We start from the raw sequence: 22,094 nt of genomic DNA on the forward strand, positions 1-22,094 counted from the left end.
TTATTAATTTAAACCATAGAATAACACAACATAAAACTAACAATTTTGTCACTATTGTATATTTTAAAAAATAACTACCTCCTTAGACAGGAATACTAGTATAATTTTCAACATAACTAACTATTAAAAATAACTAGTCAATATAATAAATATCAACTAGTTAGATTTAACCCTATTAAGTTTAACTTGAATCAGTTCCTATATAAAAGCTTTGTCACTCTTAGATTTATATCTTTACTTTATTAGAATGTATGCATATCATTTTTAGGAAATAATATAGATACTGTAGTGCCTATGCCCTCTTTAGAAGTTATACTAATACCTAGACCTAAACTGTCACAAAGTTTTTTACTTAAATAAAGACCAAATCCCGTAGACTCTCTAAACTTTCTACCATTCTCTCCAGTAAAACCTTTATTAAATATGTTTACTAATGATTTTTCACTTATCCCAATGCCTGTATCACTCACATCTAAAATTACTTCATCATTATTATTTTTACATCTAAACATAATCTCTCCTTCAGCTTTTTCTATATATTTAATAGAATTGCTTAATATTTGATGCAAAATAAACTCAATCCATTTTTTATCAGAAAAAACAAATTCGTCACATTCTATAATTTTAATCTTTATATGTTTGTCAATAAGTGTATTAGCATTTCTAATAACTACATTATTAATACATTCCTTAATATTTAACTTTCTAATTATATAATCTCTTTCCACCTGACTGCTTTTACTATAAAAAAGAGACTGATCTATATAATTCTCTACTTTCTCTATTTCCTTTAAAATATTAGAAGTTACACTAGATTTATTATTATCAATGATCAATTTAATAGCTGCTATAGGTGTCTTTACTTCATGTATCCACATTTCTATATATTCTTTGTATTCTTGTTTATCACTTATAAACTTTCCTATTTCATCATTCATAGATTTATTAGTTTGAGTTACAATATCATAGAAAATTTTACTTTCTAAAAAATTACCTTCAGAAATAATCTCTGAAATTAAATATTTTTTATCTAATGAATCCAGATTTTCATATACTTTTTTATAGTATTTACTTTTAATAATATAATTATAAAAATAAAAACTTATAAATGCTATAAAATTTAAAATTACTATAAAAATAATTGCATATATATCAACACTTAAAGCCTTTAAAATCATGGATGTAAATATTAATACAATGACCTCAATTATAATAAAAATATACTTATCCTTAAAATATTCTCCTATTCTCATATTAAAATATATCCTTGTCCTCGTTTAGTTTGAATGTAATCCACTGCTCCAAGATCTTCTAGCTTTTTTCTAAGTCTATTCACATTAACAGTAAGGGTATTATCGTCAACAAATTCTGCTTCTTGCCATAAACATTTCATAATCTCATCCCTTGAAACAATTTTTCCATTATTATTTATAAGCATATGTAAAATTTTACTTTCGTTTTTGGTAAGCTCTGTTTTATTGTTATTAAACTCCACCTCGCTAGTAGCTATGTTATAAGCAAGTCCCTTATATCTTAAATAGTCACCTTTTCCATTACCATATGTCCTTTTTAATACAGCAGTAATTCTAGCTAATAAAATTTGTAGATTATAAGGTTTAGTTATAAAATCATCAGCTCCCAGATTTATACTCATAAGTTCGTCTAACTCATCATCTCTGCTAGTAACTACTATAATTGGTACCTGTGAAACCTTCCTAATTTCTCTACATATATAGTGTCCATCAAAGTATGGCAAGTTAATGTCTAATAAAATAATATCTGGATTTTCACTTATAGCCTCTTCTATTATATTTTCAAAATCTGTTGAAAAGCAACTATTGTATCCGTATCTAGTAAGAAAGGTACAGAGTTCATTCCTTATTGTAAAATCATCTTCTATAATAAATACCTTTTCCATAACACACCTCACCTACATACTAATACTAACTTAAGACTAATCTATTCTAATGATTAGATATAAGTCTTTATGGCTATATTATAACATCAAATTTAATTATTACTAAATTAAAACTTAATCATGGGATAAAACAACTTTCACAAAACTAATTTCTCTCTCGAAATTTTTATAATTTAATAATATATATAAACATTTAGTAATTTACAAATCTTTATACCTTGTATAAAATAAATCTTACTGATAGATATTACATTTAACACACATTTAAAAATAAATTTAAAGGAGATTTTTAAGATGAATAGACTTGATGAAATATTATCATATAATAAATCTTTTGTAGAAAATAAGGAATATGAAAAATATAAAGCAACAAAATATCCAGATAAGAAAATGGTAATATTCTCTTGTATGGATACCAGATTAACAGAACTTCTTCCTCGTGCTCTAAATTTAAGAAATGGAGATGCAAAATTTATAAAAAATGCTGGGGCAGTAATTACCCATCCTTTTGGAAGTATTATGAGAAGCATTTTAGTAGCAATTTATGAATTAAATGCTGAAGAGGTCTTTGTAATAGGACATCATGGTTGTGGTATGAGTAATATTGATACAACGAAAACTCTTGAAAAAATTTTACAAAGAGGTATATCAAAAGATACCTTATCAACACTTGAGAACTCTGGTATCAACTTAAAAAATTGGTTGCATGGATTTGACTGTGTCACTGATTCTGTAAAAAAAAGTGTATCAATAATTAAAAACCATCCTCTAATGCCTAAGGATGTTTTTGTACATGGCCTCATAATTGATCCTGAAACCGGGAAATTAGAACTTGTTGTAGATGGATATAATAACCTCTAATTTCTCTAATAATTAAAGATAGGACTTTTATCAAAAATCCTATCTTTTTTTAATTAGTCATCTATATTCTTATGTTATTATATCTGATATCTCACTTATAAGTATTCCACAACCTATTAAGCTTATAACTGCTAGTACTGTTCCTATAATACCACAAATAAATCCTGCTTTGGCCATACCATATCCTTCTAAGTTGGGATTTTTTCTTATTTTCTTCTTTGATATATTTCCAAATATAATTCCTAATATAGATGGTATTATTCCTATACCATAAATAATAGGTATAAACATAAATACAAGTCCTACAATTCCACAAACTAAAGAAGCTATAGACATCTCATCTGTTCTTTTTTCATTAGATAAATTACTGTCTTCCATTAATTTGATCATTCCCCATAAATTGTTTTACTCATAAATTTATACTTTATTAAACTACTTCCTTATGTTATAGTTAGACAACTTTTTGCACTTCATATGTACTTAACAAATCTTTACTTAAAAAACATATTATCCATCATACTCAACTAGAGCTCTTTTTAATCTTCTTACTCCTCCTCTTGGATTTTCCACATCCCCTTTATATCTAGGAATTAGGTGCACATGTAAATGCATAATAGTTTGTCCTGCATAGTAACCAACATTTATTCCTATGTTATATCCTGAAGGTTCGTATTGAATATCAAGCATTTCTCTCACTTCATGAAGTAAGCTATATATTCCTTTTACTTCTTCCTCTGTGGCTTCAAAAAAGCTTACAAAATGCCTCTTAGGAATTATAAGCGCATGTCCCTCATTTACAGGATACTTATCCATTATAGCAAAAGCTACCTTATTTTCTGCTATTATTTCTGATTTATCAATATTACAAAATATACAATCCATTTTCATTCTCCTCACCATAATAATATAAAAATTATATATTAACTAATAATTACTTTCAATTATTTATTATATAGGCTTTGCTAGACTAAATTTGTCCATTTATAAAACTTTTAATAAAATCAACTCCAAATATTATTAACTTATACAAGGATATAATCTTAAATTAATTATTCCTTTACATAAAGTATACTAAACTACCAATAAATCATAAATAACCTCCTTAAGTTAAATCCTTAAGAAGGTTATTTTTTAATGTATTGAAAAATCATAAAAATATATTAGATAACATCCTTTAACAAATTTTCTAGTTCCTTAAATTTTTTCTTTGCATTTTTGTGTCCATTATCTTTTGTTAATATATACTCAAATAACTCTCTTGATCTACTATAAAGCCTTAAATTAGCAAGTCCAACAGCTTTATTATATAGCACATTTAAATCTTCACCTTTTTCATGAATAACCTTATTATAGTATTGAATTGCCTTTAAAGGATTTTCTTCTAAAAGATTATCTCCCTTTTTCAGATAACCCTCCAAATTCTCCATATGATCCTTAGTTATAAAAGATAATTGTCCTTCTCTAATAGGTTCATCATATCTTTCATAGTAATAGCTATCTATATAACTTATACAATTCTCTACTATTTCCTCTGCTTCTTCTCCCTTTGCAAACCATATATTAGATTTTCCCATCCCTTTGCCTGCTCCAATTACCCTTGCTGGATATATTATATAACTTCTATACATAGGTGGTATTAAAACGCAATCCTCTATATTGGCTTTTATATTATAAAACGCTATGGCATTTTCTTGATAATATCTATATACCCTAGCATTTTTATACCAGCCTATTATTCTTGCCCCCACCTTATCATTAGGTCTTTTAGCTACCCATACTACTAACACATCATCTATAAAATCTTTTCCTTCAAAGGCTGAGTCAATCTTCTCTATATGTAATTCATTTTCTTTGCTTCCACTAGATTTTGTACATACATATCCATAATAGCACCCATCCGTATTTAAGAAATTATACTGTTCTGCTCCTTGATGGCTTTTATCCACATATGCTCCTCCTGATGTAATAGTATCCTCCTCACTTACACCCCTGTAACCTTTCATCCAACCTATGTTACAGAACACTATTCTCACTTCAACCACTCCATTTCAATTAACTAGTAATATACCCCTTATATCATCTCTAATATAAGGGGATAATCTTTTTTATATTATAAATTTTTCATATAAATTTATATACTTTATAACTCTTCTTTGTATAATATATGAATTCACTTTTTCAATCCAGCCATTTACTTATATTCAACATTATATCATATATTTAAATAAAATCCATACCATTACACTATCTCTACATTCAAGACACCTATATCCAAATACAAATCTGAATTTTATATGGCTATATTTTTATTTCTATAAGTGCTTCTCATACATATACAAGCATAGTATCCCCATCTATTTTTTTCTTATCCATTAAGTAATTCTTAGGTTCAGAAGGATCAAAATCTTTGATTTTGTGTAAATTACTTTCACATGGTTCGATGTGATTATTAAGGATAGTAGTTATTGAATAAAAGGTATCCCCTATACATATCAAATCCATTATATATCCAAATGTAAAAATGGTAATCTAAATAATATTAGATTACCATTCTAGAAAGGGGATTATTATGAAACTGTCACATTACTTCTTTGTGGAACTTTTGGTCAATATATTATTTTAATGTAACTTTTACTATTAATAATTCCCAAAAATATTTTATTTATTCCTAAACTTTCATAAAAAATACAAATAAAAAAACCTACATGCAAATATCAAGTAGGTTTATGTTATTTAAATAATTATTCCATTAGATTTTTAATTTCCTGTGACAACAATTCAAACATTTGTTTATCTCTTCTATCTAATGCATCATTAAGAAATACATACAATGCATTTAAATAAAGGTTGTCCTTTTCTTTTTGCCTTAAAAAACATTTATTTGGCTTTTCTAATTCTTTTACAATTTTTATCTCCCTATAAAGAGCTGTTAATGCAACTAAATACTCTCCTAATTCTTTCTTTGAAAAAACGAAAAACACTCTTTTTTGGGAAGAATCAATACCTTCTTTTACTGAACAGATTTTTAGGTAATTTTCATTAAGAGAAGAAATTATTATTTTCTGTCCTTCTTTAATTGAAAACTCTTCTATATTTAAATTATTAGAGAATACATTTTTATATGCATTTGTTAAAAATTCTATATATTTCTCTAAATTATTCTGTGAAAATACAATATTATTAAATATATCGCCTCTTTTAAAGCATAAATTATATACTTCTTTTCCCACATGGTCATTTTTCACAACAAACAAAATGTAATCTAAATATTTATTTAAAGTCCTCTCTGGAATGAATTTTACGCCGTATTTAAATCTGTTACCTAATGTATTTTTTGGTAAAACAAAATTATTTATTTTCACGACAAATTCTCCTTTTTTTCGATTAAATTTAATACATCTATTATACTCTAAAATTTTTATTCCAAAGCCTTTTGCTGAATATTAAAACAATTTTAATTTTATCCAAAAACTAATCTTTTGTGGGAGTAAAAACTTCCTCTGAAGCCAAGAACTCTGTTTATATAAAAATATATAATAACTAATAATTTTGAATATTCATTGTTAACTGCGTGAACTAGGTTATACTATACGTGAAAGGATAAGTGAAATTATTATGAATATACCTAATTCAGATAAACAATATATATATATTCGAGATAACGAAAAGTGTTACTATTGTAAAAAAAATTTAAAACTAAATAAGATTACTCTAGATCACTTTCTCCCAAAAAGTAAACGGGGTACTACCGATGTATTTAATTTAGTAACTTGCTGCAAGTTTTGTAACAAACTTAAAAGCAATAAAATTCCTGAAAACTATGAGGAAACTATATTAAAACTTTTTATAAAAGCTGTAGAAGATAATCGTATACTAGGTAGTGGTTTAAAGATTTCTCAAAAAGAACTTAAAGAAGAACTTCTAAAAGTAAATAAAATTGAAGATTTAACAAATAACTTTATATTTCAAAGTCCAGATAAAAGATTTTATGTTAAGAATAATAGGATATTTAAAATAATATACCTTTAGTGCAAATTCATTTTTTTGTTTTTACTCCTATGTACACTTTATTCAGATACGGCCTATCCTCTTCTATGTTATAAATAATTCACATTTTTTATTGACACACAAAAAAGTAAGTGATATATTTATAACATAAGTTACAAATATATCACTTAGGGAGGAATATTATGAGAAAAAGGATTAGTTTAAAAGCATGGATGGCTATAAAAACTATACCTGCATTATTATTAGTTTTATTCTATTGGATGTGTGTAAGCGTAAAGTACAAACCAATATACACATATCTACAATATGCCATATTGGCATGTATGTTTGCAAGTTTGTATATAATCAAAAAAAATCGTGACATATTTGATGAATCTGCAAAAGAAATTCTTAGTAAGGCGGATACTATTTGTTTTAAGTTATCCTATGTTGTTTTTGGTATTTTACTTTTGCCTTGCGTACTAATTAATACAAATACAATCATTATAGGATATGGGATAGTTATTGGTTTGTGCATACTTACTGTATTACGCAGCGTTATCTTTTGTGTGATTGATTCAAAGGGGATGTACTAATGCCTAGATTAATAACTAAGGTTAAAGAATACAGAGAAAATGCAGGAATGAAGCAAAGTGAACTAGCTGAATTGATTGGCGTAAGACGAGAAACAATAGTTCATTTAGAAAATGGCAGGTACAATCCTTCACTTAAACTGGGAATGGATATTGCAAAAATATTTAATACAACAGTTGAGGAATTATTCAAATTCGAAGATGATAAATAATAAGTACTATATTGCAAATTAAAAGAGGAACTTATCTCCTCTTTTAATTGTATATTTAGTTTCACACTTCCTAAAACTTAATCATAGATTTTTTATCAATGTTTTATATGACACACTTCATTTTCTATTATATGCTATCATTTAATAATAAAGTTTTCCTTCTATTCTTCTTTCATATCCTGACCAAGTACCTGGAGTCATTCCTTCTTTGATTTGTGATATTTTATTTAAAGTAGCATCTATATAATCAGCATAGTGAACTATATAAGCTTCTTCAGTATTAGGCTGCTTTGGAGATCCAAATTCAACCTTTCCATGATGTTGAACTATACAACCTTTCATTCTTTCTTTAAATTCCTCACTATAAAGTTCAGGATTAGCATTAAAGGCTTCTGCAAGCATTGAAACACCTATAACAATATGTCCCTCCATTTCTCCTCTTAATGTATAAGAAAAAGGTCCATCTACAAACAGTTCATGTATCTTTCCTATATCATGAAGTTTAGCTGCAAGTATTGCTATTTCCTTATTTCTACAATCATATCTATAAGCTAAAGTTTTTGCTATATACATTACATTTAGAGTATGTTCTGCCAGCCCTCCTCTATAGTTATGATGTTGACTCACCCCTCCTATGCTCTTTTTAAATTGTCTTAAAAATTCTTCGTTTTTAAAAAAGTAGTCATTTAAAGCTATTATTTCTTTACTTTTAAATTCTTCCTTTGATATTTGCTCTATCTCATTAATTATATCTTCAATTGGTGTTTTAATTGTAGGAAGATAATCTTCCATATTAAAATTTTCTATTTTTTCAAAAGAGGTTATATCAAAAACATTTCCTACTAATCCCTCTGCTAATATTACGTCTCCAACTTTAAGCATATCCTCTTTATCAGGTATTATGGATTTAATATCTCCTGTATTATCTCCTATATAAGCAGTAGTATTATTATTTTCATCTCTAAAAAGCTTTTTCATTATCATTAAACAAGTTTTTACACTTGTTCCAGCCTTCATATTCTTAACATATAAATCCTTCATATAATTTTCTCCTTTTCTATAATATATATATTCTAATCCGTAAATTACTCGCTAATATGTATTATGTTCAGTCATATAAAAAAATATAAAAGGATTTAAAATTCCAATTATAGAAACTTTAAATCCTAATTTACTAATAACTTATCTCTTCCCAATCTATATATCTATTTAATATTTCTACAGATTTTACTAGATAATCTTCTTCTAATTGAGAAAATCGTCCTACATAAGGACTATCTAAATCTAAAACTCCATAAACTTTATTATTTTTTATAATAGGAATAACTAGCTCAGAATTTGAAGCTGCATCACAGGATATATGTCCTTCAAAACTATGTACATTCTCTACTCTCATTACTTTTCTATTTTTTACAGCAGTGCCACAAACTCCATTTCCTAACTTTATTCTATTACATGCAGGCAATCCTTGAAAAGGTCCTAAGACTAATTCTCCATTTTTCATTATATAAAACCCAACCCAATTAATTTTATAAACCAAAGCGTTAATTATGGCAGAAGCATTACTTAAGTTTGTTATTATATCCTTTTCATCACCTATTAATCCTTCTAACATGGTAATCATATTTTTATATTTTTCTTCTTCACTTAACCCATCGAAAACACTTATGTCGAACATATATTTTTCCCCCAATTTAAAAATATTTATGCACCTTATTTATTCTCTCACAAATTAAGCCTAATATTTTTTCATTTGCTGCTATAATATTTGTTCCTTCTTCTCCATTTTCTTTTTTAATTTTTGATGTAATTACTTTTCCACCAGCTTCTCTTACAATAAGTTCTCCTGCAGCTAAATCCCAAAGACCTAATTTAAGTTCCCAATATCCATCTATTCTACCACAAGCTACAGAACAAAGATCAAAAGCCGCACTTCCTGTTCTTCTAATCCCCTGAAGATCCCTTACCAAGCTAGTAAATAAATTTACATTATTATGTTCTGAAATTTTTTTATCATAAGGAAATCCTGTTGTAAGTATACATTCTCCAAGCTGTTCTTTCTTCCCAACTTCTATTTTTTCTCCATTTAAAAATGCACCTTCTCCTTTTATAGAGTAAAACATTTCATCAAGCTTCGGTACATAAACTACTCCTAGTACAGTCTCTTCCAAATGTTTTAAAGCTATAGATATACAAAATATAGGGAAGGCATGTAAATAATTATTTGTTCCATCTAATGGATCTATAACCCATGTATATGGACTTTCTGAATTTAATTTTCCTTTTTCTTCTGATAGTATAGAATGGTCAGGATAGTTCTCCTTTATTCTTTCTATAATAATTTTTTCAGAAAGAATATCTACTTCTGTTACCATATCTATTTTTGTACTTTTGCTAGAATACTTTATATCTCCATTAAACTTTTCTAACTGAATTTTACCAACTTCTAAAGCCCACGCTTTTACATTTGATAAAACTTCTTTTAAATCCATGAAATCACCCTCTTTTGTTAATTTTATAATATGTTTTGTCAATCTTCCAAAATTTATTATACAATATAAATACTTAAAAGTGAATTAATGCCTTAATGTTTATATATTTCATAGAAACAGCAGATTATATAGAAAATTTATTCAATATTTGTTATAATTTTCATATATATGTAATTTCTATATGGGGGTGACGTTTCATGAAATTAATAAAAAATATAAAAATAAAATGGCGACTTAGAATCTCTTTCAGTATAATTTCTCTTATAATGGTAGCTGTAGGTTTGATGGGAATGATTAGTTTAAAGAATATTAATAAGCAATCTCAACTTATGTATGAAGAAAATTTAGCATCTATAAATAAACTCAATAACATAAAAGAAAATGCTATTGAAATTAAAATTGATATATACTCTCTTATAAATGCTAAAAATAATTTTAGGGTAAATCAAATTAAAAATAGTATAGATGAAAAATACTCAAGCATAGATAAGTTAATTGATGAATATGAAACTATTGGTTCATCTGATTCTAGTGGGGCGTATTATAAATATTTTAAAAACTATTTAAATGAAAGTAAAGATTTGAATAATAAAACTATAGCTTTAGCTAATAAAGATCTCTATAAAGTAAACAGTGTTGAAGTATCTAATGCTGTTAATATGAATGTGCAGTTAATTGAAAGTTTAAACAGCCTAATAAAATTAAACTTAGACCATGCAAAAGAAGCTAGTGTAAGTAATTTAAGTCTATATAAAAAGATAAATATTTATATGTCTATACTAATAATATTTGGATTAATTGTATCCATAATTTTTAGCACAGTAACTTCCCAATACATAAATAAAGGTTTAAAAATTGGAATAAACTTTGCTAATGCCTTAGGAAAAGGTGACTTAACTTTTAAAACTAATGTAAATTCTAAGGATGAAGTTGGAGATTTATGTTCTGCCTTAAATAAGGCTTCTGAAAACATGCGAAATGTTACTAAATCAATAATAGATGAAGCCTACAATATGAGCTCTAACAGTGAAAAATTATACTCTTCTGTGGAGGAAGTGTCCTTGAAATTAAAAAATTTAGATAATTATTCAAAAGAAATAGCAAAAAGCACAGAGGATTTGTCTGTTTCTACAGAAGAAGTATCTGCATCCATTGAAGAAATAGATTCAAGTATAGATGAACTTGCAGAAAAATCTACAGATGGTAGTAATAAATCAATTGAAATAAAAAAGAGAGCAGTTGTTATTAAAGATAATGGTAATAAATCCTTAGAAAGTGCTAGTAATATATATATAGAAAAACATAAAAACATTAAAAATGCTATAAATGAAGGTAAAGTAGTACTTCAAATAAAATCTATGGCAGAAATCATATCTAATATTGCAGAACAAACAAATCTTTTAGCTTTAAATGCAGCAATAGAAGCTGCTCGTGCCGGTGAACATGGCAGAGGTTTTTCTGTAGTTGCTGAAGAAGTAAAAAAATTAGCTGAAGAATCTTCAGAAACTGTAGGTAAAATACAGCAAATAATTGAACAAGTTCAACATTCTTTTAATAATCTTTCTAATAACTCAAAAGAAATTCTAAAATTTATGCAACAACAAGTAAAACCTGATTATGATTTATTAATAAAAACGGGCAATCAATATGAAATAGATTCTAACTTTGTAAGCAATATGTCTGAAGATATTGCATCCATGGCACAAGAATTAAATGCTACTATAGGCCAAATAAGTGAGTCTATTCAATCCCTAGCTTCTATTACTCAAAATTCTGCTGAGAAATCCAGCAATGTATCTCTAGATATTACAGAAGCTAGTAAAACCATGTTAGAAATAAGCAAAGTGGCCTCCTCTCAATCTAAAATGGCAGATAACCTTAATAAAATATTATCTGGATTTAAAATTGCCTAGTGAAGTATATTATAATTAAATAGTGGATAAATTAAGTTTATCTGATAGCTTCGCTCCTGGATAAGTTCTTCTAAGTTTCAATTAGAGTATTGTATTCCTTTTTAGCAAACTCTATCTGAATCTAAGAATCCCTTAATATTTTGCAATAGAAAATGTACTTAATTTATGAGATAATCTAATATAAATACTTTCCAAGAGGTGATAATAATTATGAACAAAAATATACAAATAGCCTTATTAAAAGAAGAATTAAAAGACCTACAAGAAAGCTTTAAATATCAATTTGGAGACAGATATATGGATTTTCCTGAAGTCCAAGCGAGACTTTCAGTTATTACAAATATGATAGCCTTTTATGAAAAAGAAGGAAATGAAGACTAAGTAAAAAGTGCCATGCAATTTTTACAGAGTATAGAGCACAGAGTACAGAGTACAGATAAGGATAATTTTTCTCCATTAGCATTACGAAAAATTTTTAAATAGTTACACTTTAATTTACTAAATTTATTATATGTATAAATACAAACAAAAAATTATGAAGAACAAATACGATAGACTTACAAGTTTATCCATACTTATTCTTTATAATTTTAAGCTTTTCTGTAGTGATAACGAAAAAAAGCTTCCTAATCTGTTCTCTGTACTCTGTCATCTGTAATTTGATCTGTAATTAGCTATAACCAACTGCCCTAAAGAAATTCCTCCATCATTAGTAGGTATTTTGCTATGAGTATATACCTTAAATCCTTCATTTTGAAGACCTATTGTAATGCCCTTAAGCAAGATATTATTTTGAAACACTCCTCCGCTCAAAGCTACTTCATTTATTCCTTTTATATCCCTTATTTTTTTACATATCTCTATAGTAAAAGTTATAACTGTATTATGAAATCTTTTGGCAATTCTCCTTTTATCCAATCCATTTTTTAAATCTTTAACTATATCTGCTATAATTTTTTCTTCACTTATGATAAATTCACCATCATTATTTAATACTTCATATGAATAAACCCCTTTTTCCTCTAAATCACATATGTTTTCTAAAGCTATAGCACTTTCTCCTTCATAAGTAACTTTTCTCTTTAAGTCTAAGATAGCAGATACTCCATCAAAAAGCCTTCCCATACTTGAAGCTTCTACACAATTTAGATTTTTTTTAATAAGACTTAATATGTTTTTTATCATATTATTTTCTAAGGACTTTTCCCAGGGAATAAAATTTTCTAATTCTTGTCCATAGCTTTTATAAAGATAACTTAATGCAATTCTATAAGGTTCTTTTATAGCAATTTCTCCACCTGGTAATAAAACATAATCCAAGTGTCCAATTCTCTCAAAATCCTTATAATTACATATTAAAAATTCCCCTCCCCAAACTTTACCATCAGTACCATATCCAGTTCCATCATATGCTACCCCTATTACCTTTGTATTTATATTATTATCAATCATACAACTAACTATATGAGCATGATGATGTTGAATTGGAACCTTTATTCCTTTCAATTTCTTTGAATATTCCCATCCTAAAAAATCTGGATGCATATCAAATGCAATTATTTCAGGACTTATAGAATAAATGTCTTCAAAATGTTTTACTCCCTCTACAAAACTATTGTAAACTTCTAAATTTTCCATATCACCTATATGGGGACTAATAAAAACATGTCCTTCCTTAGATATAGCAAAGGTGTTTTTAAGATGTGACCCACATGCCAAAGAATCTTTAATATCATCTAACCTTAAGTCTATAGGAGCATATCCTCTAGCACTCCTTATAACCATTTCCTTATCCATAATTACCTGTGCTACGGAATCATCTACAGGCATATGTATCTCTCTATTATGAAATAAAAAATAATCAACCACATGTTTTAATTTTTCTACTGCATCTTTATTTTTATATACCATAGGAAGTCCACTAGAATTAGCACTAGTCATTACAAGCACATCTAATTCCCCATTAAATAAAAGCATATGAAGAGGTGTATATGGTAACATCACCCCTAACTTATTATTATCTGGAGATATATTGTCTGGTAGAAGATTATTTTTTTTATTAAGTAACAATATAGGCTTCTTTCTTCCTGTCAGTATCTCCTCTTCTATAGTATTTACCTCACAGTATTTTTTAACAGTATCCATATCCTTCATCATAAGAGCTAATGACTTATATGGTCTTCTCTTTCTTTCTCTTAAAATTTTTATAGCCTGCTGATTTTTGCCATCACAAACTAAATGAAAACCACCTAGTCCTTTTACACCAGCAATATAGCCCTTTTTTAATAACTCTATCAACCTTTCAATAGGTTCCTTATCTTCCATAACGTTCCCCAAATTATCCGTAAGCCAAACCTCAGGGCCACAATCTTTGCAAGCATTTGGCTGAGCATGAAACCTTCTATTTAAAGGATTTTCATATTCTTCTTTACATGCAGGGCACATATTAAATTCATTCATAGTAGTCATAACTCTATCATAGGGAAGTTTATTTATTATAGAATATCTTGGTCCACAATTCGTACAATTAGTAAATGGATATTTATATCTCCTGTTTTTAGGATCTTTTATATCTCTTTCGCAATCCTTACAAATAGACATATCTGGAGAAATAAGAGTAATAGAATTACATATTTCATTACTCTTTTCTATAGTAAAGCTTTTATATCCTGTAATACTTTTATTAATTACATTTATTTCTTCAATTTTAGAGAGAGGTGGTGGACTATTCTTAAGAGTAATTAGAAAATTTTCAATATCCATCTCTTCCCCCTCTAAATCTATATAAACCCCTTCAGAAGTATTCTTTACCCATCCCTTTAAGTTGTTTTCAACTGCTTTCTTATACACAAATGGTCTAAAACCAACTCCCTGAACTATCCCCTTAACTATTACATATTTTCTCTCCATAACTCTCTTCCTTTATTAACTTCAATATTATCAGTCCTTAATACATATCTATTTATGTAAATATATTTATAATTATTGCCCTTTATCACCTACAAATACATAATAAAAACTTCTTTTTAATAAATATATTTAAACCTCAACCTAAATTTCCATGAGAAAAAGTTTCTATTAAATCTACTAGCAGTAAACTAGCTCATAATAAAAAATAAATAATAGACAAACATAACTTTACTAAAAACACAAGGTCACCTAGAATTAATACTCTAGCTGACCTTAGTTTTATTTTAGGCACATTAAAATAAATAACAAGTCAAAGATGCAAAATAACCTAGCATACTGACTTATTTATTTCTTCAATGTGCCTTATATTACCAATTTATATTCTCTGCTGCTACAGCCTTTTGTGTTAAATTTACACCTTTTAATGACCACTTTTTAAACTCCTGATATCCTGTTCTATCTACAATATACCCTATGTGTTCTTTTCCTCCTGGAGCATCCTTATCTATATATTCTCCTATATATTTATAAGTATTAAGTATTATTTTTATTATACTTTCCTCATCTATCCAAGTTATAAAATCCTTAGCTATTCTAGGATTCTTTTTTCCTGTTCTCCCCATAATAACAAGTTTATAATACTTTTCATTGCTTCTTGACCAAGCAGAAGTTGGACATTTTCCTATACACTCACCACATCCTATACATTTATCATGATCCCTTACCACCTTAAAATTTTCAAAAGCTAAAGCACCTGTTGCTCTCTTTTTGCAATTGTTTACACAAGCTTGGCATCCAATACACCTATAAGCATCATATTGTGGTTCTGTCATTCCTATTATTCCAAAGTCATGCATCCTTGATTTTATACAATCATTTGGACATCCTGTTAGCGCAATCTTTACATGATAATCATTAGGAAATATGGTCTTCTCTATTTTTTTAGCAAGATTAGTTGTATTATAGTTAGCAAATGGACATACTTGGTTTCCTATACAAGCCGAAACGTTTCTTGTACCAGCTGCTGAATACCCACCATTAGTATTTTTTTGATTTATTTCCAGTCCTTCAATTATAGGCTGTAGGGCTTTATTTACTTCTGATATAAACTTCATAGGTATTCCTGGTATCTCAAATCCTTGCCTTGTAGTTATGTGTAAGTTCCCATTTCCATATTTTTCTGCAATCTCTCCAAGTAAAGCTAAATACTTTCCCTCTATATGTCCACCTGGCACTCTTACTCTAGCTGCAGTTATTCCTCTTTCCTTAGTTACTCTAAAAGCATTTTTCTTTAATAACTTTGTATTTATATCCACATTTTCCACCTCCTAATCTATAAGTTCTTTCCCATTTGTATAGTTAAATACTGGACCCTCTAAACAAATATAAGTATCATCAATTTTGCAATGTCCACATTTTCCTACTCCGCAGCACATTTTTCTCTCATAAGAAACCCATACATTTTCTTCCCTTATTCCCCTCTTTATAAATTCAGCTACAGTAAACTTCATCATTATAGGAGGACCTACTATTATTACGTTAGTATTATCTATGTTTTCAATTTGAACATCCTTTACATAATTTGTTATAAGACCTGTATTTCCCTCATAGCCTTCCTCAGCCTTATCAACAGTTATTATAGTATTTATATTTTTATTCCATTTCTTAAAATCATCTTTAAATAAAATATCCTGTGGAGATTTAAATCCAGATAAAAGTGTGAAGTTTTCCACTTGATCCACATTATTTGAAAAATAATCCACTATTCCCTTTACAGGAGCAAGTCCTGTTCCCCCTGCTGCTATAATAAGTTCCTTTCCCTTATATAAATTTATATCAAAACCATTACCATAAGGGCCTCTCATAAATAGAGTGTCCCCAGGGAAGAATGTATGAATTACATCTGTAACAACTCCTACTCTTCTAATAGTTAAATCTACATAACCGTCCCCTATTTCGCATACTGAAATTGGAGCTTCTCCATACTTGGGAATAGATACTTCAAAAAACTGTCCTGGTTTTATTTCTCCTATAAATTCCATTCTAAAAGTATAATCTATATCTGTATGAGGAGTTATACTCATTATTTTTGATTTAAAAGGTAAATATATATTGTTTTCCATTTATCTTACCTCCTTAGTCTCATCATTCAATTTATTTACACAATTTGAAAAAGAAATATATTCAGGACATGCATCATCACATCTTCCACAACCTACACACATATGATATCCAAATCTCTTTTTATAGTCATATACCTTATGCATTACCTTAAATCTCATTCTTTCTCCTTTATTTTTTCTAAACTCATGACCTCCCGCCATAGTAGTAAAACCATCTATTTGACAAGATGCCCATACTCTTCTTCTTTCTCCTACGTTTTTATTGTCTTTATAGAATATATCTTGCATAGTAAAACAAGCACAGGTTCCACATACTGTATTACATCTTCCACAGGCAATACATCTTGCAGAATATTCCTTCCATATCTCTGATTTAAATATACTTATATCTAATCCTTTAGGTATATTTACTTTAGTTTCATTATTCTCCACAAATTTAGGGGACACTCTTGCAATATTTTCATTTTGGAAATACTCTTTCAAAGTTTCATCCTTACATTGAACCAATATCTTTTCATCCTGTTTTTTTACAAATAAGGAATAATTATCTGTTTCATTTGTATTCATGCTTACACAAAAGCAATTCTCAAAACTATTTTCACATTCCATGAGAATAAATTTTACTTTTTCTCTTAGCCTCTTATAATATGGATCTTCTTGTCCATTTCTTAAATATATTTCATCTAATCTCTTTACTGCATGTATATCACAACTTCTTAAAAAAATTAATATACCTTTTCCATCCACTTTAGGCTCTATAATTTCATATTCTGTAAAGTAAAATAAAGTTTGAGTTAAAGGAAGTATTACTTCCTTAGGTGAAAAATAAGATTTCTTATCAAATTCTATTTCTTCTATACAATCTATTTCTCCATACCTTGCCATATCTGTATCTGAAAAAGTTCCTTTTCCTTTTAAAAGCTTTGGTGCGTATATTTTATACTGACTTTTAAGCTCCTTTAATACTATGTTAAAACTATCTAACCTCATTGAAAATCCCAACTTGATTACCTCCTTTTAATTCTCCTTTTTACTTGAAATATACCAATATGTCCAACCTAGAAATAAAGCTCCTCCAACAATATTTCCTAAAGTAACTGGTATTAAATTATGAGCTAGTCCACTTATTGAAACTGATACTTTATGAGGAAGTAATAAAGCTGTGGTAAGCAATGTCATATTAGCCACACTATGCTCAAAACCAGTGGTTATAAAAGCAAATAAACACCAAAAAACCATTATAAGCTTTGCAGTTTCTTCTTTAAGCTTAATGAAGCACCATACTGCTAAACAAACTAAAATATTACAAAGAATTCCTCTTATAAAAAGTTCGCTAGTAGGCGCTGTCATTTTACTTCCTGCAATCTTTACTATAAATTCTCCCACATTTCCCTTTGAAAGACCTGAATAAAAATATAGTACTCCAAGTAAAGCAGAGCCTATAAAATTTCCTATATAGCTATAAATCCAAATATTTATTGAATCCTTCCATAACACTCTTTTTTCTAATGAAGCCACAGTCATAATCATATTATTTCCTGTAAATAATTCTGAACCTGCTGCAAGAACTAAACTTAAGGCAATTCCAAAAGATATACCCATAAGAACTTTTGTAGCTGGTGAACTTGATGCCTGAAATAATCCACCCACAGTAAAAATAAGAAGTATTCCAAAACCAACATATATCCCTGCTAACATTGATGCTACTAAATATTTTCCTTTACTCTCTTTTAGCAAAGATACTTTTTTATCACCCATAGTTGAAAGTTTGTTAATTTCTTCACTAAACAAAATATAAAACCTCCCTATTGATTATCTACAAAAAAAATAACATACCATATAAAAAAAGAATGTGATATATATCACATTCCTCTAAAATACATAGATAATTTTTCTCTACTCTTTACTATTATTTTTTTATCTTTATATTCTATAATTCCTTCTTTTTGAAGGATATTCATAGACCTAGAAACTGTCTCTCTAGTAGTTCCCAACATATCTGCAATGTAAGTTATACTTATATTTAAATCAATTAAGATACCTTCTTCTACTTCCACACCATAATCTTTGCTAAGTTTCCAAAGCTTTGCTGCTAATTTTTTATCAATTTTTATTGGTACTACATTTTTTAATTGCCTATAAAGTCTTCTAATTTTTCTTCCCATGGAGTTTAGTATCCTTTTATTAAAAGAAAAATTGCTTTCCATGATTTCTAACAAATCCTCTTTTTTAAAAGATAATATAACGCTTTCCTCAAAAGCTTCACAATTTATAGAAGCTGGTAAATTATCAAATATTACTTCATTTATTATTTCATCTGTATTCAATATGTAAATAACTCTCTTTTGTCCAACCTCCGAATATCTAAATAAAGTTACCTTTCCTTTTAATACGATATAAATATTATTTACTAAATCTCTTTCAGAAAATAATATTTCTCCTTTTTTTAATTTTTCTTTATTACCTCTTTCTAATAATATTTCTATTTCTTCTGCCTTCAGATCTGCAAATAAATTTAAACTACAAATCTCTTCTTTTAATATTTTATTCATTAGCTTTACACCCTAAATTATTCCTTTCATTCGTACCAAATATACTAAGTAATTTTTATACTCATATAAAATTTTACTTACGAAAAAAATGTATATCATACCAATAAAATAAATAAATTTCCTCAAAATGTCAATGACATTTCCTTAATTTTTTTACTTTACCGGGTAAGTATTACATTTCTTTTAAATTCCACAATTAAAGTAATTGAATTATTTTTATGGTTATGGTAATATCAATCTAATTTAAATGTTTTGTATAATTATCCACATTTTTAATTTATATTCTATAACATTGTAAATTAATGTCGTATTTTGCGCAATAAACATTAATTTATTTTATCTTTAATATTAAACTTTATACACATATTTAAGGAGGCGTTGAAATGAAAAGTATCAAATCAAAAATGCTAGTATTTATTCTTGTACCAGTCTTATTAATATTTTCAGTAATTATTGCCTTTCAAGCTTCTACAACAAAACAATTAGTGGAATCTGATGCGCAACAATATTTATTATCTCAAGGCAAAGAAAATTCAGCGCTTATTAAAGGTGATTTAGAGGTAGCCTTAGATAGCGCTAGATCTGTTAGTAATATCTTCAGCAATATGGACGGTATTAAACCTGAGGATAGACGAAAAATAGCTAATTTAGACATGAAAAATCTACTAGAGGATAACCCTAACTTTCTAGGTATATGGACTGTATGGGAACCAAATGCCCTAGATGGACTAGATTCACAGTATTCTAATAAAAATGGCTGTGATAGTACAGGAAGATTTAATATTTATTGGACAAACTATAACGGCAAAATAGCTTCTCAACTTGCTACAGAACCTAACAAGTATGATGCCACCTGGTATAATGTCCCTAAAAACACAAAATCAGAAACTATTACTGAACCCGAAAGCTATGATGTACAAGGCAATCAAGTATCTATGACTTCTCTATGTGTTCCCATTATAAAAAACGGACAAGTACTTGGTGTAATTGGTATTGATGTATCTATAGATTATATGAATACATTGGTTTCTAAAATTAAATTATATGACTCGGGATCTGCTATTATAGTTTCAAATAGTGATAAAATAGTGGCTATTAACGATAAACAATATCTTGGAAAAAGCATATTAGATCTAGTTACAAATAATAAAGAAGAAGTAAAAAGATCCATTAGAGAAGGAAAAGATTTCATTCAATGCGAATATTCCCAATTACTAAAAAAAGATGTGGTTAGGGTGTACGCTCCAATAAAAATCGGTAATACCACTACTCCTTGGAATTTAGTAGTCTATGTTCCATCAAAGGAAATAATGGCAAATGCAAATAAAGTTATTTTAAAAACATTAATTTTAAGCATTGTAGGTTTGGTAATTGTCGGATTCCTAATAATTTTATTGTCCTCTTATATAACAAAACCTATCAATATAGTTACTAATTTAATCGAAAAAATTGCTAAGCTTGATCTTACATATAATTCTTCTAAAGACATAGATAACATATTAAAGTCCAAAGATGAGACAGGTAAAATGACCGTGGCTGTATTATCTTTAAGAAAAGAATTACAAGAAACTATTCAAACCATTTTAGATAACTTCAAAAATATTGATAGGGAATCGGAAAATCTATCTGCTACTGCTGAAGAAATGTCTGCCTCATCACAAAATGTTTCCAATGCAATACAAGAAATTTCAAAAGGTACTAATAATCAAGCAGAAGATTTAGTAGGCATTAATACTATATTAAACAAATTTGGAGATGAATTAGACCTTATTGTAAATGCTGTAGGCAATATAAATGATTCTGCCAAAGGAATCAATTCCTTAGCAGGTGAAAGTAACTGCAATATGGAAAACCTAACTCTTTCTGTTAATAATATAAGTAATTCATTTAAAGACTTTACAATAAGAATACGTGAGCTTAACATTAATGTGGAAAAAATAAATGAAATTACTAGTCTTATTAATAATATAACTGATCAAACTAACCTTTTAGCTTTAAATGCAGCCATTGAAGCTGCTAGAGCAGGTGAAAGTGGTAAAGGTTTTGCTGTAGTAGCAGATGAAATTAGGCATTTAGCAGAACAAAGCAAAAACTCTTTAGAAGATATAAATAGATTGGTAGGAAATATTTCAAAAAGTACAGAAAGTATTGTCTCAAATACAGAAACTATGGATGAAGAGTTAAATGAACAAATATTAACTATAAATACCACTGTCCATTCTTTTAAAACTATAATTACAGAAATGAAGGACGTAATACCTAAAATTGAGCATACTACCACTTCTCTTTTAGATATTAATGCAGAAAAAAATAATATAGTCTTAAAAATAGAATCCTCCTCTGCTGCAGCTGAAGAAATTTCCGCCGCTTCTGAGGAAATTACAGCTTCTTCAACAGAAATGAGTATGTCCTCTGAGGAAGTAGCTTCAACTTCTCAAACTTTAAGTGAAATGACAAAAGAAATGGTAGAAAAAATAAATAAATTTAAACTTTAAAAAAAGGCATATATTGCAGCAAAGTTTTTAAACTCTTT

General features: G+C 27.9%; 22 protein-coding genes. 7 read left to right on the forward strand and 15 right to left on the reverse strand.

From position 1 onward, the window contains the following. Positions 1-242: 242 nt before the first annotated feature. Both T514_RS0106805 and T514_RS0106810 read right to left on the reverse strand, forming a co-directional pair. Complete coding sequence (locus tag T514_RS0106805) at positions 243-1,253, reverse strand: sensor histidine kinase (protein WP_027624098.1); 1,011 nt, start codon at positions 1,251-1,253, stop codon at positions 243-245. Continuing rightward, the gene (locus T514_RS0106810) at positions 1,250-1,918 is read right to left on the reverse strand and encodes a response regulator transcription factor (RefSeq protein WP_027624099.1); all 669 of its coding nucleotides are present in this window, start codon (positions 1,916-1,918) and stop codon (positions 1,250-1,252) included. The genes T514_RS0106805 and T514_RS0106810 overlap by 4 nt, the downstream gene beginning before the upstream one ends. A 294-nt stretch (positions 1,919-2,212) precedes the next feature. Between T514_RS0106810 and T514_RS0106815 the strand changes: the two genes are divergently transcribed. Continuing rightward, a complete protein-coding gene (locus tag T514_RS0106815) occupies positions 2,213-2,779 on the forward strand; it encodes a beta-class carbonic anhydrase (RefSeq protein WP_027624100.1) in 567 nt (188 codons plus the stop codon). 69 nt (positions 2,780-2,848) lie between these two features. Here the strand turns inward: T514_RS0106815 and T514_RS24040 are convergent, their stop codons facing one another. From T514_RS24040 to T514_RS0106840, 4 genes are all read right to left on the reverse strand, one after another. Beyond that, positions 2,849-3,157, reverse strand: coding sequence for a DUF4190 domain-containing protein (locus T514_RS24040; RefSeq protein ID WP_034868366.1), 309 nt, complete (start codon positions 3,155-3,157; stop codon positions 2,849-2,851). Between the two features lie 129 nt (positions 3,158-3,286). Then, on the reverse strand, positions 3,287-3,661 hold the full coding sequence (locus T514_RS0106825) for an HIT family protein (protein WP_027624101.1): 375 nt from the start codon (positions 3,659-3,661) through the stop codon (positions 3,287-3,289). Between the two features lie 278 nt (positions 3,662-3,939). Next, positions 3,940-4,782 carry a tetratricopeptide repeat protein gene (locus T514_RS25610; protein WP_156939822.1) on the reverse strand — a complete coding sequence of 281 codons (843 nt, stop codon included), beginning with the start codon at positions 4,780-4,782 and terminating at the stop codon, positions 3,940-3,942. A 738-nt stretch (positions 4,783-5,520) separates the two neighbouring features. After that, positions 5,521-6,141, reverse strand: a complete 621-nt coding sequence (locus T514_RS0106840) for a hypothetical protein (RefSeq protein WP_027624102.1) — start codon at positions 6,139-6,141, stop codon at positions 5,521-5,523. A 253-nt stretch (positions 6,142-6,394) separates the two neighbouring features. Between T514_RS0106840 and T514_RS25615 the strand changes: the two genes are divergently transcribed. The 3 genes from T514_RS25615 to T514_RS0106855 all read left to right on the forward strand — a co-directional run bounded on the left by T514_RS25615 (position 6,395) and on the right by T514_RS0106855 (position 7,571). After that, positions 6,395-6,808, forward strand: a complete 414-nt coding sequence (locus tag T514_RS25615) for an HNH endonuclease (RefSeq protein WP_051541864.1) — start codon at positions 6,395-6,397, stop codon at positions 6,806-6,808. A 161-nt stretch (positions 6,809-6,969) separates the two neighbouring features. Further along, positions 6,970-7,362, forward strand: a complete 393-nt coding sequence (locus T514_RS0106850) for a hypothetical protein (RefSeq protein WP_027624103.1) — start codon at positions 6,970-6,972, stop codon at positions 7,360-7,362. Beyond that, positions 7,362-7,571: a helix-turn-helix transcriptional regulator gene (locus T514_RS0106855; RefSeq protein ID WP_027624104.1), complete on the forward strand. Its 210-nt coding sequence runs from the start codon at positions 7,362-7,364 to the stop codon at positions 7,569-7,571. The genes T514_RS0106850 and T514_RS0106855 overlap by 1 nt, the downstream gene beginning before the upstream one ends. A 141-nt stretch (positions 7,572-7,712) precedes the next feature. On the opposite strand, the gene T514_RS0106860 is transcribed toward T514_RS0106855, so the two are convergent. The 3 genes from T514_RS0106860 to T514_RS0106870 all read right to left on the reverse strand — a co-directional run bounded on the left by T514_RS0106860 (position 7,713) and on the right by T514_RS0106870 (position 10,063). After that, positions 7,713-8,612, reverse strand: coding sequence for an HD domain-containing protein (locus T514_RS0106860; protein ID WP_027624105.1), 900 nt, complete (start codon positions 8,610-8,612; stop codon positions 7,713-7,715). A gap of 133 nt (positions 8,613-8,745) precedes the next feature. Further along, positions 8,746-9,249 carry a GAF domain-containing protein gene (locus tag T514_RS0106865; protein WP_027624106.1) on the reverse strand — a complete coding sequence of 168 codons (504 nt, stop codon included), beginning with the start codon at positions 9,247-9,249 and terminating at the stop codon, positions 8,746-8,748. A gap of 16 nt (positions 9,250-9,265) precedes the next feature. After that, on the reverse strand, positions 9,266-10,063 hold the full coding sequence (locus T514_RS0106870) for an inositol monophosphatase family protein (RefSeq protein ID WP_027624107.1): 798 nt from the start codon (positions 10,061-10,063) through the stop codon (positions 9,266-9,268). Between the two features lie 197 nt (positions 10,064-10,260). On the opposite strand from T514_RS0106870, the gene T514_RS0106875 reads away from it, so the two are divergent. Both T514_RS0106875 and T514_RS26935 read left to right on the forward strand, forming a co-directional pair. Next, complete coding sequence (locus T514_RS0106875) at positions 10,261-11,976, forward strand: methyl-accepting chemotaxis protein (RefSeq protein ID WP_027624108.1); 1,716 nt, start codon at positions 10,261-10,263, stop codon at positions 11,974-11,976. 210 nt (positions 11,977-12,186) lie between these two features. Then, positions 12,187-12,357 (forward strand): hypothetical protein, encoded by a 171-nt coding sequence (locus tag T514_RS26935; protein WP_169735808.1) that lies wholly within the window; start codon positions 12,187-12,189, stop codon positions 12,355-12,357. 267 nt (positions 12,358-12,624) lie between these two features. Here T514_RS26935 and hypF read toward each other — a convergent pair whose 3' ends face one another. From hypF to T514_RS0106910, 6 genes are all read right to left on the reverse strand, one after another. Then, positions 12,625-14,886, reverse strand: a complete 2,262-nt coding sequence (hypF, locus tag T514_RS0106885; RefSeq protein ID WP_027624109.1) for a carbamoyltransferase HypF — start codon at positions 14,884-14,886, stop codon at positions 12,625-12,627. Positions 14,887-15,254: 368 nt separating this feature from the next. Next, a complete protein-coding gene (gene asrC / locus T514_RS0106890) occupies positions 15,255-16,202 on the reverse strand; it encodes a sulfite reductase subunit C (protein ID WP_027624110.1) in 948 nt (315 codons plus the stop codon). Positions 16,203-16,214: 12 nt separating this feature from the next. Beyond that, positions 16,215-17,009, reverse strand: a complete 795-nt coding sequence (asrB, locus tag T514_RS0106895) for an anaerobic sulfite reductase subunit AsrB (RefSeq protein ID WP_027624111.1) — start codon at positions 17,007-17,009, stop codon at positions 16,215-16,217. Further along, positions 17,010-17,999, reverse strand: coding sequence for an anaerobic sulfite reductase subunit AsrA (gene asrA, locus T514_RS0106900; RefSeq protein WP_156939834.1), 990 nt, complete (start codon positions 17,997-17,999; stop codon positions 17,010-17,012). 27 nt (positions 18,000-18,026) lie between these two features. Next, the gene (locus T514_RS0106905) at positions 18,027-18,800 is read right to left on the reverse strand and encodes a formate/nitrite transporter family protein (RefSeq protein WP_027624113.1); all 774 of its coding nucleotides are present in this window, start codon (positions 18,798-18,800) and stop codon (positions 18,027-18,029) included. 71 nt (positions 18,801-18,871) lie between these two features. Beyond that, positions 18,872-19,561 carry a Crp/Fnr family transcriptional regulator gene (locus T514_RS0106910; protein ID WP_027624114.1) on the reverse strand — a complete coding sequence of 230 codons (690 nt, stop codon included), beginning with the start codon at positions 19,559-19,561 and terminating at the stop codon, positions 18,872-18,874. A 383-nt stretch (positions 19,562-19,944) separates the two neighbouring features. On the opposite strand from T514_RS0106910, the gene T514_RS24060 reads away from it, so the two are divergent. Then, entirely contained in the window at positions 19,945-22,056 is a 2,112-nt protein-coding gene (locus T514_RS24060; RefSeq protein ID WP_051541866.1) for a methyl-accepting chemotaxis protein, read from the forward strand. The last annotated feature ends 38 nt before the right edge of the window (positions 22,057-22,094 follow it).

The organism is Clostridium lundense DSM 17049 (assembly GCF_000619945.1).
GTDB lineage: Bacteria > Bacillota > Clostridia > Clostridiales > Clostridiaceae > Clostridium_AO > Clostridium_AO lundense.

Bases quoted from the DNA above. Each gene is read 5' to 3' on its own strand.
- T514_RS0106805 (WP_027624098.1), bottom strand. From the start codon at position 1,253: ATGAGAATAGGAGAATATTTTAAGGATAAGTATATTTTTATTATAATT.
- T514_RS0106810 (WP_027624099.1), bottom strand. From the start codon at position 1,918: ATGGAAAAGGTATTTATTATAGAAGATGATTTTACAATAAGGAATGAA.
- T514_RS0106815 (WP_027624100.1), top strand. From the start codon at position 2,213: ATGAATAGACTTGATGAAATATTATCATATAATAAATCTTTTGTAGAA.
- T514_RS24040 (WP_034868366.1), bottom strand. From the start codon at position 3,157: ATGGAAGACAGTAATTTATCTAATGAAAAAAGAACAGATGAGATGTCT.
- T514_RS0106825 (WP_027624101.1), bottom strand. From the start codon at position 3,661: ATGGATTGTATATTTTGTAATATTGATAAATCAGAAATAATAGCAGAA.
- T514_RS25610 (WP_156939822.1), bottom strand. From the start codon at position 4,782: ATGAAAGGTTACAGGGGTGTAAGTGAGGAGGATACTATTACATCAGGA.
- T514_RS25615 (WP_051541864.1), top strand. From the start codon at position 6,395: ATGAATATACCTAATTCAGATAAACAATATATATATATTCGAGATAAC.
- T514_RS0106850 (WP_027624103.1), top strand. From the start codon at position 6,970: ATGAGAAAAAGGATTAGTTTAAAAGCATGGATGGCTATAAAAACTATA.
- T514_RS0106855 (WP_027624104.1), top strand. From the start codon at position 7,362: ATGCCTAGATTAATAACTAAGGTTAAAGAATACAGAGAAAATGCAGGA.
- T514_RS0106860 (WP_027624105.1), bottom strand. From the start codon at position 8,612: ATGAAGGATTTATATGTTAAGAATATGAAGGCTGGAACAAGTGTAAAA.
- T514_RS0106865 (WP_027624106.1), bottom strand. From the start codon at position 9,249: ATGTTCGACATAAGTGTTTTCGATGGGTTAAGTGAAGAAGAAAAATAT.
- T514_RS0106870 (WP_027624107.1), bottom strand. From the start codon at position 10,063: ATGGATTTAAAAGAAGTTTTATCAAATGTAAAAGCGTGGGCTTTAGAA.
- T514_RS0106875 (WP_027624108.1), top strand. From the start codon at position 10,261: ATGAAATTAATAAAAAATATAAAAATAAAATGGCGACTTAGAATCTCT.
- T514_RS26935 (WP_169735808.1), top strand. From the start codon at position 12,187: ATGAACAAAAATATACAAATAGCCTTATTAAAAGAAGAATTAAAAGAC.
- hypF (WP_027624109.1), bottom strand. From the start codon at position 14,886: ATGGAGAGAAAATATGTAATAGTTAAGGGGATAGTTCAGGGAGTTGGT.
- asrB (WP_027624111.1), bottom strand. From the start codon at position 17,009: ATGGAAAACAATATATATTTACCTTTTAAATCAAAAATAATGAGTATA.
- asrA (WP_156939834.1), bottom strand. From the start codon at position 17,999: ATGAGGTTAGATAGTTTTAACATAGTATTAAAGGAGCTTAAAAGTCAG.
- T514_RS0106910 (WP_027624114.1), bottom strand. From the start codon at position 19,561: ATGAATAAAATATTAAAAGAAGAGATTTGTAGTTTAAATTTATTTGCA.
- T514_RS24060 (WP_051541866.1), top strand. From the start codon at position 19,945: ATGAAAAGTATCAAATCAAAAATGCTAGTATTTATTCTTGTACCAGTC.